We start from the raw sequence: 17,171 nt of genomic DNA, 5'->3' as shown, positions 1-17,171 counted from the left end.
TCATCTGAGCGCCGTCCATCAATATGCCTTTCCGCGGGCAGAAACGGGCCAAAGGGTTTCTACTTTGCCGCCGCGCACGCCGACATACCAATCGTGCACATTGCAGGTCGGGTCACAGTGACCCGGCACCAGCTTGAGCTTGTCGTTGATGGCAAGCACACCGTCAGGATCTGCTACAACACCGTGCTCGTCCGAGCATTTGACGTATTCCACGTCGGTGCGCCCGAAAATGAATGGCAGGCCGCTGTCAACGGATTGCGCCTTGAGCCCGGCATCCACGATAGCTTTGTCTGCCTTGGCGTGGCTCATGACACTGGTCAGAATGAAAAGTGCGTTCATCCATTCACCCTGGTCGATCCGCTTGCCATCCTGATCGAGGATGCGGCCGTAATCCGCGTCCATGAAGGCATATGACCCGCATTGCAGCTCGTTGTAGACGCCGGAATTGGACTCGAAGTAATAGGAGCCGGTGCCGCCCCCGCCGACGATGTCGCATTCCAGTCCTTCGGCGCTGAGCCCGGCCACAGCGTCTTGGACCTGGGCAACGGCAATGTCGATCTTGGCCTTGCGATCCTCGAAGCTGTCCAGATGCTGCATCGCACCCTGGTAGGCTTGAATGCCAGCAAATTTCAGACCGGGCGCTGCGTCGATGGCCTTGGCGATGGCCACAACGTCGGGCGTGGTCGTCACCCCACAACGCCCTGCGCCGCAATCAATTTCGACCAGGCATTCGATTTCGGTGCCGTGCCGCTGCGCACCCGCAGACAAATCTGCGACATTCGAGATGTCATCCACACAGCAGATCGTGCGCGCGCCCAGCTTTGGCATCCGGGCAAGCCGGTCAATCTTGGCTGGATCGCGGACCTGATTGGACACCAGGACATCAGAGATACCGCCGCGTGCAAACACCTCTGCTTCCGACACTTTCTGACAACACACGCCACAGGCGCCGCCCAGCTCAACCTGCAGCTTGGCCACGTCCACGGATTTGTGCATCTTGCCGTGCACGCGGTGTCGCATGCCGTGGGCCTTGGCGTAATCGCCCATCTTCTTGACGTTGTATTCCAGTGCATCGAGATCCAGCACCAGACATGGGGTCTGGATGTCCGTTTCGTCCATACCCGGCAGGGCCGGGACGTCAAAACCAACTTCCAGGTCGCTCAATTGGGTCGTGTCTTTCATCTCGGGTCTCCTCACTCAGGTGGTCCAGGGCAGGCGGTCAAGGTCAACATTGCCGCCGGTGATGATCAGGCCGACACGCTTGCCGGCAAAAAAGTCGGGGTTCTTGAGAACACAGGCCAGTGGCACGGCGCTGGACGGTTCCATCACGATGCGCAGGTGCTTCCAGGTCAGCTTCATCGCGTCGATGATCTCTTGCTCGGAGGCGGTGAACATCTCGGTGACGTGGTTCGACACGAAATGCCAGGTGCGTTCTTTGAGTGGCACCAACAGCCCGTCGGCAATGGTCTTGGGAGCGTCATCGGCAATGATGTGTCCTGCCTTGAAGCTGCGATAGGCATCATCCGCCTGTTCGGGTTCGGCCGCCACGATTTGTGTTTCAGGCGCCAACGTAGACAGGGTCAGGCAGGTGCCAGACACCATCCCGCCACCGCCAATCGGCGCAACAACAACGTCAAGCCCATCGGTCTGCTCGATGAATTCCCTGGAACAGGTGCCTTGACCGGCGATCACGCGAGGATCGTTGTAGGGATGGACAAAATCCCCTCCGGTCGCGCCCTGCACTTTGGCAAATGTTGCCTCGCGGCTGGTTGTCGACGGGTCGCATTCGGTAATCACGCCACCATAACGACGTACGGTGTCTTTCTTGGCCTGTGGCGCGGTTCTGGGCATTACGACATTGCAGGGGATGCCGCGTTTCATTGCCGCGTAACTCAGGCAAGACGCGTGGTTGCCTGACGAATGCGTGGCGACGCCCCGTTTCGCCTGGGCATCGTCCAGCCCAAACACCGCATTGCACGCACCGCGCACCTTGAAGGCACCGGGTTCCTGAAAGTTCTCGCATTTGAAAAACAGTTGGGCGCTGGACAGCTCGTTCAAGTAGTCCGACGTCCGCACAGGCGTGCGCCGGATGTGCGGCTTGATGCGGTCATGCGCCTTGAGCATGTCGTCGTAGGTGGGAATATCGGTGATCAGGTCTTTCATTACGCGGCCTCCGACAGTGTGGATGATTTTCCTTTTCGGTATACGTTTTGGGCTGCGGCCACGCCTGAGCCCGGCGTGATGTCGAGGCCCAGATCAACCATGGCCATTTCAGCCGTGGCAATCCCGCTTAATGTCATCACATCGGTCAAACTGCCGAGGTGACCGATGCGGAACACTTTGCCCGCAACGTCCCCAAGGCCAGCACCGAAAGATACGCCATAGGCGTGCTCGGCATGGGCAACGATCTGCCCCGCGTCAAAGCCCGCGGGTGTTTTGATGGCGGTCACCGTATCGGAATACAGGTCCGGATGCGCAGCACAGATGTCGAGCCCCCAGGCCCGGACGGCGGCGCGTACCCCGTCCGCGATGCGGCGATGGCGCGCGAAAACCGCTTCCAATCCCTCGCCCATCAACATGTCGCAGGATTCTTTTAAGCCGTTCAGCATGCCGACAGAGGGGGTGTATGGATACCCACCCGTCTTGTAGCTGGCGGCCATGTCCTGAATGTTGAAATACCCGCGTGGCAACCCGCCTTGTTCCGTGGCGCGCATCGCCTTTGGAGAAAAGGCCGCGATGCCCAGCCCCGCTGGCAGCATGAACCCTTTTTGCGACCCTGTGACGGCGACGTCGACGCCCCAATCGTCAAAACGGAAATCCATGGACCCGATGGAGCTGACGCCATCGACAAAGAGCAGTGCGGGGTGGTTGGTGTCGCTGAGCGCTTTGCGCAGTGCGGCCACGTTCGAAGTCACACCGGTCGCGGTTTCATTGTGGGTGATCAGGACGGCCTTGATCCGGTGTCCGGTGTCCTTTGCAAGCTGGTCTTCCGCCCAATCGGTGGGAAAGCCTTCCCCCCAGGTGACGTCCTTGAAGATGGGTCTGAGGCCGAAATCCTGGCACATCTTGATCCATTTGTGACTGAACATACCGTTTCGGGCGGCGAGAACGGTGTCACCGGGTCGCAGAGTGTTTGCGATGGCGGTTTCCCAACCACCGGTTCCAGTGGACGGGAAGATAAAGACGTCAGCCACCTGGGATTTGAGGACATCGCGGACGCCGGATCGCGCGGCGTTGAGGAGGTTGGGGAACGTTGCGGAACGGTGGTCAATCGTCGGCAGGTCGCAGGCCCGCCGCAATGCTTCGGGCATGTTGGTTGGACCGGGAATAAACACTGGGTTTTGCAAACTCATCGTTTCGCCTCCGTTTGGGTTGCTTAGGTGTAGGACGCCATGCGATACGGATGCAATTTTTTTGAAATCGTTTTTCAAAAATGGGCGGAGCATGAAAAATTACTTGTTTACAGTGATGTAGAATTTTTCATATGTTGAAATTGATTTTCAAAATTTCAGGAAGAGCAAAATTATGCAAGACTCTCAACCCCGCCGCAGTCGGGGCAGACCCAAGGCCTGGGCCGACAAAACCGAGCAGAACACCATTAAGTCATTGGATCGCGCAATGGACGTGCTTGAGCATCTTTCGACGCTGCCCGGGGTGACGCTGTCGGAGTTGGCAAGCAATCTCGATCAGTCACCCGCGACCGTCTACCGTGTGCTGGTCACTCTGGAAGGACGGGGGCTGGTGGAGTTCGATGCAGAGGCGCAGCTTTGGCATGTTGGATCGCAGGCCTTTGTCATCGGCGCGCGTTACCTGCGGCGCACATCGCTGGTCGACCGGGCGGCGTCTGTCCTGCGTCAGCTCATGGCCAAGACAGGAGAAACGGCGAACCTCGCGGTCCCTCGGGATGGATCGGTTGTGTTTGTCAGCCAGGTCGAATGTCATCACTCCATTCGCGCATTCTTTCCACCCGGGTCTGCATCACCCATGCATGCGTCCGGAGTCGGCAAGGCGCTTCTTGCTGAAATGCCAGCGGCCATGCTCGAGCGTGTTTTGGGTGATGGCACGCTTGAACGATTCACTGAACACACCATGGCGGATCGAGACATGTTGATGACGGAGTTGAAGCGTACCCGGACGCGCGGCTTTGCCATTGACGATCAGGAAAAGAACATCGGTATGCGCTGCATTGCAGCACCGGTTTTGAACTGGACCGGGGACACGGTTGCCGGGATATCCATCTCTGGCCCTGTGGCACGGATCGGAGACGGTGATATTCCTGCTCTTGCACAGGCGGTCATGGAAGCTGCGCGGGGATTGTCAGCGGCGCTGGGGTCTGAGCGCAACGGTGCGTGACAGCGGCATCAAAGGGGTGGCTTGCCGGGCTGACACTTTGACCAGAAAGGATGATGTGACATGGGCACATCTGGACAACCGAACCTGCTCAGAAATGCCTTAACATCCGGGCTTCTTCCGAGTTGGCGTTGTCTAGCTCCGGGCGGGGTAGAACTTTTTTCGATCATTTTCCGGGACAATGTGGATATCCCGGACGGGTGTGCCGTCGGCATGGAAGAAGGGCGTTTGTTTCCAAAGCCCGGTCATCCGCCGTGACAGCGCCCGAACGGCAAAACCGAACATGAATTTCAGGCCACCTTCGTGCCCTCGTTTGCCGTTTGGTTTGCGGACAAACGCGCGGGCGACGATCGGGCCGAGCGGGTTGTCATCCTCGAGTCTGTCCGTACGGAACGAGACAAATGGCAATTTGGGGGTGCGGGCGGTTTTGAAAAGAAGGGCACCGCAGCAGCTTGCCTGCCATTGCAACAGGCCCTTTTCGGAGAGGGAGAAGGCCGCAAGTTGATCTTCGCCCAAGTCGAACCGGACGCGGTCAGGCACGGATTGATAGACTTGTACGCCCCCAGGTGCCGGGTCGGGTTGTCCGGCATAAAGTTCAGCTGCGCGGCAATCATGGCAATAGCATTCGGCACGGGTGCCATTTGTCGGGGACACGCCCAGAAGTGTCCCCCGCAGCTTTCCGCAGTCACAGGCGAAGGGGAGATCCACGCCTGCCAAGGCTTACGCCGCCTTGTTCTTGTTGGCGGCCTTCTTCGGAGGTGTCTTCGGCGAGTTCGCATCAATGAACTCAAGCACAAGGGGGCGGATGTTGTTGCGCCAGCTTTTCCCGGCAAAGATGCCGTAGTGGCCCGCGCCGGGTTCGACGTGGCTTGCCTTTTTCTCGTCCGGCAGGCCCGTGCAAAGATCAAGCGCAGCCACGCATTGGCCGGGGGCCGAGATGTCGTCATTCGCACCTTCGACGGTTTTGACCGCGACGGTCGTGATCTTGCCGATGTCGATCTGTTTGCCGTTCACGGAAAAGATGTTCTTGGCAATCTCACAGCGTTTGAAGATGCGATCGACGGTCGACAGGTAAAATTCGGCTGTCATGTCCATCACGGCGAGGTATTCGTCGTAGAAGCGGTTGTGCTTGTCGTGATCACTGGACTCTCCACGCGCCGCGCGCCCGATCTGGTCGCTGAAGGCCTTGGAGTGTTTTTCGGCGTTCATCGACATGAACGAGGCCAGTTGCAGCAGGCCTGGATAGACGAGGCGACCGACGCCGGGATATTTGAAACCCACGCGTTGGATCATTGTTTCCTCAAGTTGCCCCATGGTCACGCGACGGCCAAAGTCGGTGACTTCGGTTGGTGTCGCGTCCGGGTCGATGGGTCCACCGATCAGGGTGAGCGAACGGGGCTGCGCCTTGGGGTCTTCCTCGGCCAGATAGGCGGTCGCGGCGAGTGTCAGTGGGGCGGGCTGGCAGACGGCGATCACGTGGGTGTCGGGACCCAATTCACGCATGAAGTCGACAAGGTAAAGGGTGTAATCCTCCACATCGAACTTGCCGGCGCTGACGGGGATGTCGCGGGCGTTGTGCCAGTCGGTGATGTAGACCTCGCAATTTACCAATAGCGATTTGACGGTCGAGCGGAGGAGCGTGGCGTAGTGGCCGGACATCGGCGCCACGAGCAGGATTTTCCGCGGCTGCGTTTCGCGGCCCGAGACATTGAAGTGGATCAGGTCACCAAAAGGTTTTTCAACCACTTTGTCGATACTGACGAGGTGGTCGCGGCCATCCTCGCAGGTGAAGGTGCGAATGCCCCAATCGGGTTTGGCCACCATCCGTTCGAAAGTGCGCTCCGTCACCTCGCCCCAGGCAGACATCATTTGCAGCGCCGGGTTGGGCAGGGCGGCAAAGGCGGGGTAGGCCCCGATTGCGCGGGCGGTCGCGCCGAGCCATTGGTTGGTGTTTCGCATGGTTTCCATGAAGTCGTAGCTGATCATGTAGCGCATCGCGCTCTCCTTCACTCTTTAGGGGCGGGTACGCACAGTCCCGCGTCGGACGGTTTGTCGCTTTGCCCCCTGAAACATGCGACCATAGATAGGCGGCGATTGCCGCGCGCAAACATTGCTGCACATGCGAACACTACGGGGAAGACCTTAACATGACAACCAACGACACAACCGGTGGTGCTGTCTCGGGGGAAAACCTCGATAAATTGAATACGAATCTCCGTAAGGTTGAGGAGTTGACGCAACGACTCACTCAGGTTTTGACGCACCGCAGCACGCATAATGCTGCACTCGACGGCCCGAATCAGGAACTGTTCACCAAGGCGGCCACGGCTTATTGGCACGAAGCGTTCCGTGATCCGGCCAAAGTGATGGAACACCAGCTGCAATTCTGGTCGAAATCCGTGACCCATTTTGTTGAAGCGCAGCAGGCGCTGGCGCAGGGTAAGTTGCAGGCGCCTGCCAATCCCGGGCCGAAGGATCGCCGCTTTGCCAACCCGCTGTGGGACACGCATCCTTACTTCAATTACGTCAAGCAGCAGTACCTAATAAACGCTGATGCAGTTGAGCAGGCAGTCGAGTCCGTGTCTGACCTTGAGCCGAAAGAAAAGCAGCGCCTCGCTTATTTCTCGCGCCAGATCGTGGACATGATGGCGCCGACGAATTTTCTGGCGACGAACCCTGATGCGTTGGAAAAGGCAGTCGCGACAGAAGGACAAAGCCTGATCGACGGGCTTGAGAACCTGATTTCCGATCTCGAGGCAAACAATGGCGAGCTGATTGTAAAGCTGGCCGACGACAAAGCATTCAAACTTGGCGACAACATCGCCACGACGCCAGGCAAGGTCATCTACCGCAACCGGATGATGGAGCTGATCCAGTACACGCCCACTACCGAAAAGGTGCACAAGACCCCGATCGTGCTGTTCCCGCCGTGGATCAACAAGTTCTACATCCTTGATCTCAAGCAGCAGAATTCGCTGGTGAAGTGGCTGGTCGAACAGGGGCACACTCTGTTTGTGGTGTCCTGGGTGAACCCCGATGCCACCTATGCCGGGGTCGGGATGGAAGACTACATCGAGGACGGATACCTGGCCGCGATCCGCGAGGCCAAGGCCATCGCCGGCCAGAAGCAGGTCAACGCCATCGGCTATTGCATCGCTGGCACCACGCTGTCCCTGACCCTCAGCCTGCTGAAGCAGCGCAAGGACAAGTCGATCAAGTCCGCCACGTTCTTTACCGCGCTGACAGATTTCAGCGATCAGGGAGAGTTCACGCCGTTCTTGACGGATGACTTCATTGACGGGATCGAAGCGGAATGCGCCGACAAAGGGATTTTGCCCTCGGTCATCATGGCGCGAACTTTCACGTTCCTGCGGTCCACCGACCTTGTCTATACGCCCGCAATCAAGAGCTATATGATGGGCGAGACGCCACCTGCCTTTGATCTGCTTTATTGGAATGGGGACGGGGCCAATCTGCCAGCTAAGATGGCGATGCAGTATTTGCGCGGTCTGTGTCAGCGCAATGAGCTGGCAGAGGGTGGGTTCGACCTGATGGGGCATCACCTTCAACTGGGCGATATCGACGTGCCGCTCTGCGCAATCGCCTGCGAGACGGATCACATCGCCCCGTGGAAAGACAGTTATCGCGGCGTGCAGCAGATGGGGTCCAAGGACAAGACCTTCATCATGACCCAATCGGGCCATATCGCCGGGATCGTGAACCCGCCCAGCAAGAACAAATACGGTCACTACACCAATGAAGATCTGAGCCTTGATCACGAAGCGTGGTTGAAGGCTGCCGATTTCCATGAAGGGTCGTGGTGGCCGCGCTGGGGTGCCTGGCTGAAAAAGCAGGGTGGGGCGATGGTGAATGCACGTAAACCGGGTGATTCTGCCCATCCCGTGCTTGAAGATGCCCCCGGATCCTATGTGACCGTCAAGGCAAGGCCCTGATTTCTCACACCCTTTCCGCAACGGAAAGCTATTTTTGCTGCACTGCAGCAAAAGGGTTGATTTGCTGCAGTGCAGCATGTATATCTTGTGCAGACGCAGAAACGTGGGGATGGGCCCGCAGCGCTCACAAGGATCGAAGACAATGGCCAAGCAAGCACAAGACATGACCGCAATGTTCAAAGACATGATGGGTGCATTCCCCGTCGACACAGCGGCAATGGAAGACGCATTCAAGACAGCGACCACGCTGAACGAAAAACTGAGCCACGTCGCAATCGACGCGGCTGAGAAGTCCACCGAAATCTCCTCGAAGTGGACCAAAGAAACTCTGGCGAAACTGGGCGACATGTCCAAAGCCAAGGCAGAGCCCGCCGACTACGCCAAAGCGATGACAGACTTCGCGTCGTCCTATGCTGAAGTTACAGCCGAGCACATGGCCGCTTTCGCTGAGGTTGCCAAGAAAGTCCAAATGGACACCGTCGAACTGATGATGGCCGCAGGCAAGGACATGAGCGAAGACGCGCAAGCAGCCGTCAAAAAAGCGACCGGTGACATGACCGCCGCTGCCAAGAAAGCTGCTGCTGCGAAGTAAGTCGCACACGACATATCGCGCCAACTTTCCTCCCTGAAAGGCGCGGTGACTACGGCGGGTCCTACGTGGCCCGCCTTTTTCTTTTTGGTCAGGCCAAGTGTTTGGCCAGCCAGTCATAGACCCTGCGCACGCGCGGGATGCGTCGCAAGTCCGGATGGGCGGTGAGCCAAAGCGGCATGCTGCCCACATCCATATCCTTTGAGACCCGGATCACACGTGAATCCGCATCCCCCACGCGCCGTTGACCAAAGCCGATGCCGTACCCGGCGACCACCATGTGCCAGCACAGCACCTGGTCATCGCTGCGGAAGGCAAAGAAGTCGCGGCCGACCTTGAACCCGCGCTGGGCAAAGCCGTCGATGATCAGTTGGCTGCGATCATATCCAATGATGCTGTGGTCCATCAGGTCGTCGAGCGTGTCCGGCGCGCCGTGTTTTTCGATGTAGCTGGGGGCGGCATATGCCCCAAGCGGCAGGTCCGCGATATGTTTGGCGATTACGTCAGGCTGGGTGGGGCGGTACATGCGGAGCGCGATATCCGCCTCGCGTCGCAGCAGGTTCTCGGTTGTGTCCGAGGCCATCACCTCGATTTCGATCCCCGGATAGGTCGCGTGCAGATCGCACAGGATCGGGGGCAGGATGAAGTTCGCAACCACGTGGCTGGCTGTCAGTCGGACGGTGCCCGCAATTTCTTTACCGTGACCATCGCGGTCTGTGCCAAACCGGGCGGCGGCATCGACCATCGTTGTGGCATGTGCCAGCAGGTCGGCGCCCTCATCCGTCAGGACCATGCCGCCGCTTGAGCGGTCGAAAAGCCGGGTGCCCAGCGTCGCCTCGAGTTGTGCGATATGGCGGCTGAGTGTTGGTTGGCTGCTGTTCTGCGCCCGGGCGGCGGCCGAGAGAGAGCCATGTTCCGCGACAGCGGCGAAGGATTGGATCTGGGACCAGTCTGGTTGGTTCATCTATTCATATTTGGATGGGTTGTTTCGAATTGACGTGGATCATATTCGAATTTCGTTCGTCTAGATAGGGCCCACTTCACAATCGAGAGGATGGATTCATGGCGTCAGTCATTGTTTTGGGCGCAAAGGGCCGGTTCGGATGCGCAGCCGTGCAGGCCTTTACCGAAGCGGGTTGGACCGTGACACGGGCGGGTCGTGGGCTCAGCGGTGCGGATTGCGTTGAGGTGTATGCGACGGATGCACAGGCACTGCAGGCGGTCTGCACGGAGCAGGATGTGATCGTGAATGCCGTGAACCCGCCCTATGATCAGTGGCAGCGGACCATTCCCAAACTGACCGATGCAGTGATTGCCGTCGCGCGCGCCACCGGGGCGACCGTGATGATCCCGGGCAATATCTACAACTACGGACGTCTCTTGCCGCCTGTGCTGCGCGAGGACACGCCATGGGTTGCGAACACGCGCAAGGGCCACATTCGCATTCGTATGGAGCGGGCCTATCGTGACAGCGGCGTGCGGACCATCGTGCTGCGCGGCGGCGATTTTATTGACACCGTGCAGTCAGGCAATTGGTTCGAAAGCTACATCGCGCCCAAAGCGTCACAGGGCAAGCTGACCTATCCCGGCCCCCGCGACCGCGTACATGCCTGGGCCTACTTGCCGGACATGGCACGCGCCATGGTGGGGCTGGCAGAGAAGCGGGATCAGTTCAGCCCGTTCGAGGAGTTTTCCTTTGAAGGATATGCCCTGACCGGAGACGAACTGATCGCCCATGTGGAACGGATTGTTGGCAAGCCTATGCGTGTGTCGCGATTGCCGTGGATCGGGGTCTGGCTGATGGGGCTGTGGTCGCCGTTGATGCGAGAGGTGTTTGAAATGAGATACCTGTGGCGAAGGCCGCATGCGATTGACGGGTCCAAGCTGCGCGCAGCATTGCCGGGGTTCCATGCGACGCCTGCTGAGAAGGCCCTTGCCGTTTACTTAACTAAAAATACGGGTGCGTATGTAAGGGTGCCTAAAACCGCCTGAATTGCCGCAAGTGCACACACCCTTTCTTTTTTGTGATGTCACGCCTAAGCTGCGTTGCAGCACGCGGCACCGGGGAGATCACGCACGTGACAGACAAACCAGCACCATTGTTGATCAAGCGCTATGCCAGTCGGCGGCTCTACAACACCGAAACAAGCGACTATGTAACGCTTGAGGATATCTCTGGATTCATCCGCGATGGGCGCGAGGTACAGATTGTGGACCTCAAGACAGGGGATGACCTGACCCGCCAGTACCTGCTGCAGATCATCGCCGAACATGAGAGCCGGGGCGAGAGCGTTCTGCCGGTGGATGTTTTGAACGACCTGGTGCGCAGCTACATGGGCGGTGGGGCGTCCGTGGTGCCGCAGTTCCTGCAAGCCTCATTTGAAATGCTGCGCGATGGGCAGAGCAAGGTCATGGAAAACATGAATGCCATGAACCCCATGGCCAAGATGCCCGGCTTCGATTTGATGCAGGCGCAGCAGGAAGCGTTCATGAAGGCTATGACCGGTGGGTTGGGGACCGCCTGGGGCGCATCCGGACCTGCCCCGGACGCCGACGACAAAGACGATGGCGAGGACCTTGACGCCATCAAGAAACAACTGGCCGAATTGCAGGACAAACTGTCGAAGCTGTCCTGATACCCGAAGGCACTGACTGCCGCGAAGTGTCAGTGCCTTCGACAGTTCACCTAGGCGAGCAGTGATGCGTTGTCAGTGTAAGCGGCGCAGGAGAAACAGCCGCGTCATGCTGGCGTCAGTCCCAAGCCGGACAGAGCGCGGATATGCCCAATGATATCCTCCACCCCTTTGCCATGCCGTAGCGCGGCGAAGACGAAAGGCCGCGTGCCCCGCATCCGCTTTGCATCCCGCTCCATAACCTCAAGCGACGCGCCCACATGGGGGGCGAGGTCCGTCTTGTTGATGATCAGTAAGTCGGATTTCGTGATCGCCGGTCCGCCCTTGCGCGGGATTTCCTCGCCCGCTGCTGTGTCGATGACATAGAGCGTGATGTCCGCAAGCTCCGGCGAGAAGGTGGCCGACAGGTTGTCGCCGCCGGATTCAATAAGGATGGCTTCGACATCCGGGTGCCGGTCTCGCATCTCGGCCACGGCGGCGAGGTTGATTGAGGCATCCTCGCGGATGGCCGTATGCGGACAGCCGCCGGTTTCCACACCGATGATCCGGTCCTGCGGCAGGATCTGACGGCGCATCAGTTCCTCGGCATCCTCCTGCGTGTAGATATCGTTGGTGATCACACCAATGGAGTGTTGGTCCTTGAGGGCAGCGGCGAGGGCGGCAGTCAGCGTTGTCTTGCCCGCGCCCACGGGACCGCCGATGCCGATGCGAAGGGGGCCGTTGAGCTGTGTCATGTGCGAAAGATCCTTGGCTGGAGGGTTTCGTGGCGCATGGCCGCGATGTCGGCGGCAAAGCTGGTGGAGGTGAGCGCATCAAGCGGGGTCACTTGCGCGTCTTTTGCGGTGGCAGCGATGGTGGGGGCAAGGGCCGCCAGCACCCGCTGGCCGTCGGTTTGGCCAAGGGGCAGGGCGCGTTGGGCGACCGAGACAAGGTTTGACACGAAGGCGTGCAGGTAGAGCGGCAGAGCCTCGGCAAGCGGTATGGTCATGGCGCGGGCGGCTGTGCCGACGGCAACGGGGTAGGTGAGGTTCGCGATCTCAATCCCCCAGACGCTGTGCGCGGTGTTGCAGAATGCCGCACCTTGCAAGTCGGTTTCCTTGAGCCGTTCTGCACCGGCGGCAAAGGCACGGGCTGTCGCATCAACACGTGCCGGATCATCGGTGCCGTGAGCGGCGGCTAGCAGGATAGCGTCTGCACGACCCGAACCATGGGTCAGCAGCACCTCCAACCAGTCTTGCAGCGTATCGGCGTCCGTGACCGTCCCATCCGCGATGACCTGTTCCAACCCATGCGAATAGGCAAAGGCGCCCACCGGAAAGGCAGGCGACAGCCATTGCATGAGGGTCAACGCGTGGCTCATGTGTGCCCGTGATCATGCACGTGCGAATGATCGTGCCCGTGGGTGCGCCCATGGCCATAAGCGCCGCCTTCGGGGGTGAATGGTTCCACCACTTCGTGCGTGGTCGCTCCGATCTTGGCCAGCATGTCTGCCATCACGTGATCGCGTTGGATCAGCAGGCGGTCCGCTTCGATCTGGCAGGGGGTGTGGCGGTTGCCGATATGCCACGCGATACGGTGCAGGCTTTCGCCGGTGACTTCGAGAAGGGGTTCGGGGGCGGCCTCGATCCTGATCTCGGACTTGTCCGTGGCGATGAGGGCTCCGCCGTGATCGAGCGATGTCGTCTGGGGCAGGTCCACCAAAAGCTGGGCACCGGAGGCGAGTGTTAGGACTTTGCGCCGCAAAAAGCGGTCTTCGTAGGTGAGCGACACGTGGTCGCTCACCTGACCGTGAGTGTGACTGTGGTAGTGTTGGGCTGTCAGCATGGGGTGGCCCCCGTGCTTACGACCAATCCCCGTTGATCATGATCTGATGCGCCGCATCGCGTCGCTTCAATCCACGAGCTTTCAGTTCCGCATCCGTGAGGGCGTAGACCGCCTGTGTTTGCGCCAGCGCGCCGTGCGGCAGGCTGATGGAACTGAGGAACGCGGCGAGCCGCTGGAAAAGGGTCATGGGACACCTGTTTTGTTTCTCCTCTCGACAGGTAGTGTTTTTCAGTTGGGCCAGTCAGGCGAGGTTTTGCATTGCCGCTTTGCGCGTCTTGCAAGTCTGAAAATCGGTGCATTGCGCGAAGGGCAGCACTCGACCGCGGGCGGGGGAGTAGCCCCCGCCCATGGGGGCGGTGGGGGGCTGCCCGGCCTCGGGCCGGGCGTGAGGGATAAGGGCTGGTGCGCCTCAAAACAGAAAGTACCGCTGCGCCATCGGCAAAACCTCTGCCGGTTGACAGGTCAGCAGTTCTCCATCCGCCCGCACCTCGTAAGTTTCCGGGTGAACCTCGACCTCTGGCGTGGCGTCGTTCAGCTTGAGGTCTTTCTTGCCGATGTTGCGGGTGTTCTGAACCGCCACCGTGTCTTTGGCGAGCCCCAGTGACGCCCCAATCCCCTCGGCCTGCGCCGCCGCCGACACGAAGGTCACAGCGGAGCGTTCCACTGACCGGCCATAGGCCCCGAACATCGGACGGGTATAGACCGGCTGCGGTGTCGGGATAGAGGCATTCGGATCGCCCATCTGCGCGCAGGCGATAGTGCCGCCTAGCAAGACCATCTCGGGCTTCACCCCGAAGAAGGCCGTGTTCCACAGGCACAGGTCGGCGCGTTTGCCGACTTCGATGCTGCCAATCTCGTGGCTGATCCCATGGGCGATGGCCGGGTTTATCGTGTACTTTGCGATGTAGCGGCGCACGCGTACATTGTCGTTGTCACCGGTTTCCTCGGGTAGGGTGCCGCGCTGTTTCTTCATCTTGTCGGCGGTTTGCCATGTGCGGATCAGCACCTCGCCCACGCGGCCCATGGCTTGGCTGTCGGACGCGATGATCGAGAATGCACCCATGTCGTGCAGGATATCCTCGGCCGCGATGGTCTCGCGCCGGATGCGGCTTTCGGCGAATGCCACGTCCTCGGGGATCGATTTGTCGAGGTGGTGGCAGACCATCAGCATGTCGAGGTGCTCTTCGAGCGTGTTCACGGTGAAGGGGCGTGTTGGGTTGGTGGAGGAGGGCAGCACATGCTCTTCCCCGCAGATCTTGATGATATCCGGGGCGTGGCCGCCGCCCGCACCTTCAGTGTGGAAGGCGTGGATGGTGCGCCCCTTCATGGCGGCGACCGTGTTCTCGACAAAACCGGATTCGTTGAGCGTGTCAGTGTGGATCATCACCTGCACGTCCATGTCATCGGCCACGGACAGGCAGCAATCAATGGCCCCCGGTGTCGTGCCCCAATCTTCGTGCAGCTTCATCGCGCAGGCGCCTGCCTTGACCTGTTCTTCCAAGGCGGCGGGGAGGGAGGCGTTGCCTTTGCCCGCAAAGGCGAGGTTCATCGGGAAGGCGTCGGCGGCTTGCAGCATCCGGCCCAGATGCCACGGCCCGGGGGTCACGGTCGTGGCAAGTGTCCCGTGTGCAGGCCCGGTGCCGCCGCCCAGCATGGTGGTGAGGCCGGAGTGCAGTGCATCCTCGATCTGTTGCGGGCAGATGAAGTGGATGTGGCTGTCAAACCCGCCCGCGGTCAGGATCTTGCCCTCGCCCGCGATGGCCTCCGTCCCCGGTCCGATGATGATGTTGACGCCCGGCTGCGTGTCGGGGTTGCCCGCCTTGCCGATGGCCGCAATCCGCCCGTCCGTTAGACCCACATCGGCCTTGTAGATGCCCGTCCAGTCCACAATCAGCGCATTGGTGATGACGGTATCAACCGCCCCGTCGGCGCGCGTGACCTGAGACTGTCCCATCCCGTCGCGAATGACCTTGCCGCCGCCGAACTTGACCTCTTCGCCGTAGAGCATGGCATTGTCACCGCTGCCGCCAGTGGCCGCTTGGCCCGCAGCCTCGGCGGTCAGGTCTCGCTCAACTTCGATGATCAGGTCGGTGTCAGCGAGCCGCACCTTGTCGCCCGTGGTGGGGCCGAACATGGCGGCATAGTCGCGGCGGGAGATGGATGTGGGCATGGTGAACTTCCTTACTTCAGCGTAACAGTGACAGGTTCGCCATCTAGCGTTCCCGAAACCGCAATTCGTTTCCTGAGAGGTTCTGCTCCCAGAAGCTTTTCGGGCCGTCCGTCGCAGTAGACTGATGCGCCAAGGCCAAACCCTTCATCAAGGCCGGGTGCGTAGCCTCGGCATTTAGATCCATCGAATAGCGTGAAGTTGACACTGCACCCCACGAAACAAAAACCGCGTTTGCCTGTCATCAAGAGCATGGCATCCGGCGAGCGAACCTCGATTGTTGGCGCGCAGGATGAAAGCGCGACGATGCCGATTGCCAAACCACACCGGGTCGCGCAGCGGACCGAATCACGCCCGACCCGCCCCCCAGGGCGGGCGTGATACGCCCACCCTCGGGCCGGGCGCGATCCTGTGTTGGGCGTGGTTGAGATCATGCTTGGAACACCTCATCCACCGGCACCTGCATCGCGGTCACCAGCCCGTTGGTCTGCATCGCCATGCCGATGACGCTCATCAACTCGCTATGTTGCGCCAGCGTCATCCCCTTTGCATTTGCTGCCGCCGTGTGGGAGTGGATGCAATATTCACACCCGTTCGCCACGGACACAGCGATATAGAGCATCTCCTTGACCAGCGGATCGAGCTCGCCCGGGCCCATCACCTCTTTCAACCGCCCCCATGTCGACGCCAGCAAGGCCGGATCATTCGCCAACGCCCGCCAGAAGTTGTTGATGAAGTCCGTCCCACGGGTTGCGCGGATGTCGTCGAAGACGGCCAGCACCTCGGCGCTGGCCTCCTCGTCCGATATGAGTGGCAGGGTCGCCATCAGACCATCGCAAAGATGCGGGCCGGACCACCGGTGCCGCCGACATGGTTGGGCGCACCCACCACAAGCGTCGCTCCGGCAGCCGGCACATTATCTAGCCCAGCTAGGTTTTCGATCCCATAGCGGCCCGACGGCAACCACGCGTAATGAGTGGCGAAATCAGGAGACGGCCCATGATCGAGCGACAGGGTGTCTACGGCCATGGCAACAGCCGTGGTTTCCTCGAGCAGCATTTGCGTGGCCTCGATATGGAAGCCAGGGAAGTGTTTGACGTCGTCCGCGTCGTTCCCAACATAGGCCGCCGCATCGCCGGACTTGGCCGCCCAACCGGAATGCATAGCGATGCACGCCTTGTCGGGGATGTCCCCATTGGCTGCGATCCACGCCTTCAGATCATCCGGTGTCACTTGGGCATCCGCATCCTCGGCCGCCTTGGCCGCGATGTCGACGACACACAGTGGGATGACCAGATCGCTTACCGGGATCTCGTCCACCGAGTTGCCATCCGCCGAAAAGTGCAACGGCGCGTCGATATGGGTCGCCGTGTGTTCATTGACGGCCAGGTTCATCAGGTTGAAACCGTGTTCCGCAAAGTTGAACGTCTGCTCCATCGAAATGCCGGGCACGCCGAAAAAGGTCGGGAAGTCGGGGCTCAGCTTGTGACTCATGTCCACGACACCACCGTGCCCCGCCGCCATCGCCGCAGGGGCGGTTGCCATACCGACCGTGGCTGCCGCGCCCACTGCGGCGCTGGTTTTGAAAAAATCCCGGCGTGAGAGCATCCGCTCTTTCACCGCGTTCATCACACATACATCACACATCGTCTTTC

Annotated in this window: 18 protein-coding genes; 5 read left to right on the top strand and 13 right to left on the bottom strand. The window is 60.0% G+C overall.

Annotation, left to right across the window (positions count from 1 at the left end):
• Positions 1 to 18: 18 nt before the first annotated feature.
• The 3 genes from bhcC to bhcA are packed head-to-tail and all read right to left on the bottom strand — an operon-like array spanning position 19 to position 3,353.
• A complete protein-coding gene (gene bhcC / locus IE087_RS08935) occupies positions 19 to 1,182 on the bottom strand; it encodes a 3-hydroxy-D-aspartate aldolase BhcC (RefSeq protein WP_189368963.1) in 1,164 nt (387 codons plus the stop codon).
• Positions 1,183 to 1,197: 15 nt separating this feature from the next.
• A complete protein-coding gene (gene bhcB, locus IE087_RS08930; protein WP_189368962.1) occupies positions 1,198 to 2,163 on the bottom strand; it encodes a beta-hydroxyaspartate dehydratase BhcB in 966 nt (321 codons plus the stop codon).
• Positions 2,163 to 3,353 carry an L-aspartate--glyoxylate aminotransferase BhcA gene (bhcA, locus tag IE087_RS08925; protein ID WP_189368961.1) on the bottom strand — a complete coding sequence of 397 codons (1,191 nt, stop codon included), beginning with the start codon at positions 3,351 to 3,353 and terminating at the stop codon, positions 2,163 to 2,165. The genes bhcB and bhcA overlap by 1 nt, the downstream gene beginning before the upstream one ends.
• 172 nt (positions 3,354 to 3,525) lie before the next feature.
• Between bhcA and bhcR the strand changes: the two genes are divergently transcribed.
• Positions 3,526 to 4,353, top strand: coding sequence for an HTH-type transcriptional regulator BhcR (bhcR, locus tag IE087_RS08920; RefSeq protein WP_189368960.1), 828 nt, complete (start codon positions 3,526 to 3,528; stop codon positions 4,351 to 4,353).
• A gap of 132 nt (positions 4,354 to 4,485) precedes the next feature.
• Here the strand turns inward: bhcR and IE087_RS08915 are convergent, their stop codons facing one another.
• Together IE087_RS08915 and phaZ are read right to left on the bottom strand one after the other, a co-directional pair.
• The gene (locus IE087_RS08915) at positions 4,486 to 5,058 is read right to left on the bottom strand and encodes a DUF6151 family protein (protein WP_268244638.1); all 573 of its coding nucleotides are present in this window, start codon (positions 5,056 to 5,058) and stop codon (positions 4,486 to 4,488) included.
• A 12-nt stretch (positions 5,059 to 5,070) separates the two neighbouring features.
• Positions 5,071 to 6,345: a polyhydroxyalkanoate depolymerase gene (phaZ, locus tag IE087_RS08910; protein ID WP_189368958.1), complete on the bottom strand. Its 1,275-nt coding sequence runs from the start codon at positions 6,343 to 6,345 to the stop codon at positions 5,071 to 5,073.
• 152 nt (positions 6,346 to 6,497) lie between these two features.
• Between phaZ and IE087_RS08905 the strand changes: the two genes are divergently transcribed.
• On the top strand, positions 6,498 to 8,303 hold the full coding sequence (locus tag IE087_RS08905; RefSeq protein WP_189368957.1) for a PHA/PHB synthase family protein: 1,806 nt from the start codon (positions 6,498 to 6,500) through the stop codon (positions 8,301 to 8,303).
• Positions 8,304 to 8,445: 142 nt separating this feature from the next.
• Complete coding sequence (locus tag IE087_RS08900) at positions 8,446 to 8,895, top strand: phasin family protein (RefSeq protein ID WP_189368956.1); 450 nt, start codon at positions 8,446 to 8,448, stop codon at positions 8,893 to 8,895.
• A gap of 88 nt (positions 8,896 to 8,983) precedes the next feature.
• Here the strand turns inward: IE087_RS08900 and IE087_RS08895 are convergent, their stop codons facing one another.
• The gene (locus IE087_RS08895; RefSeq protein WP_189368955.1) at positions 8,984 to 9,856 is read right to left on the bottom strand and encodes a LysR family transcriptional regulator; all 873 of its coding nucleotides are present in this window, start codon (positions 9,854 to 9,856) and stop codon (positions 8,984 to 8,986) included.
• Between the two features lie 98 nt (positions 9,857 to 9,954).
• Here IE087_RS08895 and IE087_RS08890 point away from each other — a divergent pair, with 98 nt between their 5' ends.
• Positions 9,955 to 10,884: an NAD-dependent epimerase/dehydratase family protein gene (locus tag IE087_RS08890; RefSeq protein WP_189368954.1), complete on the top strand. Its 930-nt coding sequence runs from the start codon at positions 9,955 to 9,957 to the stop codon at positions 10,882 to 10,884.
• Between the two features lie 35 nt (positions 10,885 to 10,919).
• On the top strand, positions 10,920 to 11,528 hold the full coding sequence (gene phaR / locus IE087_RS08885; protein ID WP_373296495.1) for a polyhydroxyalkanoate synthesis repressor PhaR: 609 nt from the start codon (positions 10,920 to 10,922) through the stop codon (positions 11,526 to 11,528).
• A gap of 104 nt (positions 11,529 to 11,632) precedes the next feature.
• Here the strand turns inward: phaR and ureG are convergent, their stop codons facing one another.
• The 7 genes from ureG to IE087_RS08850 form a co-directional block, all read right to left on the bottom strand.
• On the bottom strand, positions 11,633 to 12,259 hold the full coding sequence (ureG, locus tag IE087_RS08880) for an urease accessory protein UreG (RefSeq protein ID WP_189368953.1): 627 nt from the start codon (positions 12,257 to 12,259) through the stop codon (positions 11,633 to 11,635).
• Positions 12,256 to 12,885, bottom strand: coding sequence for an urease accessory protein UreF (locus tag IE087_RS08875; RefSeq protein WP_189368952.1), 630 nt, complete (start codon positions 12,883 to 12,885; stop codon positions 12,256 to 12,258). Before IE087_RS08875 ends, ureG begins: the two co-directional genes overlap by 4 nt.
• Complete coding sequence (ureE, locus tag IE087_RS08870) at positions 12,882 to 13,349, bottom strand: urease accessory protein UreE (RefSeq protein ID WP_189368951.1); 468 nt, start codon at positions 13,347 to 13,349, stop codon at positions 12,882 to 12,884. The genes IE087_RS08875 and ureE overlap by 4 nt, the downstream gene beginning before the upstream one ends.
• 16 nt (positions 13,350 to 13,365) lie before the next feature.
• Positions 13,366 to 13,536, bottom strand: a complete 171-nt coding sequence (locus IE087_RS08865) for a hypothetical protein (protein ID WP_189368950.1) — start codon at positions 13,534 to 13,536, stop codon at positions 13,366 to 13,368.
• A gap of 222 nt (positions 13,537 to 13,758) precedes the next feature.
• Entirely contained in the window at positions 13,759 to 15,519 is a 1,761-nt protein-coding gene (ureC, locus tag IE087_RS08860; RefSeq protein WP_189368949.1) for an urease subunit alpha, read from the bottom strand.
• Positions 15,520 to 15,946: 427 nt separating this feature from the next.
• A complete protein-coding gene (locus IE087_RS08855; RefSeq protein ID WP_189368948.1) occupies positions 15,947 to 16,342 on the bottom strand; it encodes a carboxymuconolactone decarboxylase family protein in 396 nt (131 codons plus the stop codon).
• A complete protein-coding gene (locus IE087_RS08850; RefSeq protein ID WP_189368947.1) occupies positions 16,342 to 17,163 on the bottom strand; it encodes a cyclase family protein in 822 nt (273 codons plus the stop codon). The genes IE087_RS08855 and IE087_RS08850 overlap by 1 nt, the downstream gene beginning before the upstream one ends.
• Positions 17,164 to 17,171 lie beyond the last annotated feature (8 nt).

This window comes from Tateyamaria omphalii, from assembly GCF_014651375.1.
Taxonomy (GTDB): Bacteria; Pseudomonadota; Alphaproteobacteria; order Rhodobacterales; family Rhodobacteraceae; genus Tateyamaria; species Tateyamaria omphalii.
This window is presented reverse-complemented; position numbering and strand designations above follow the sequence as displayed.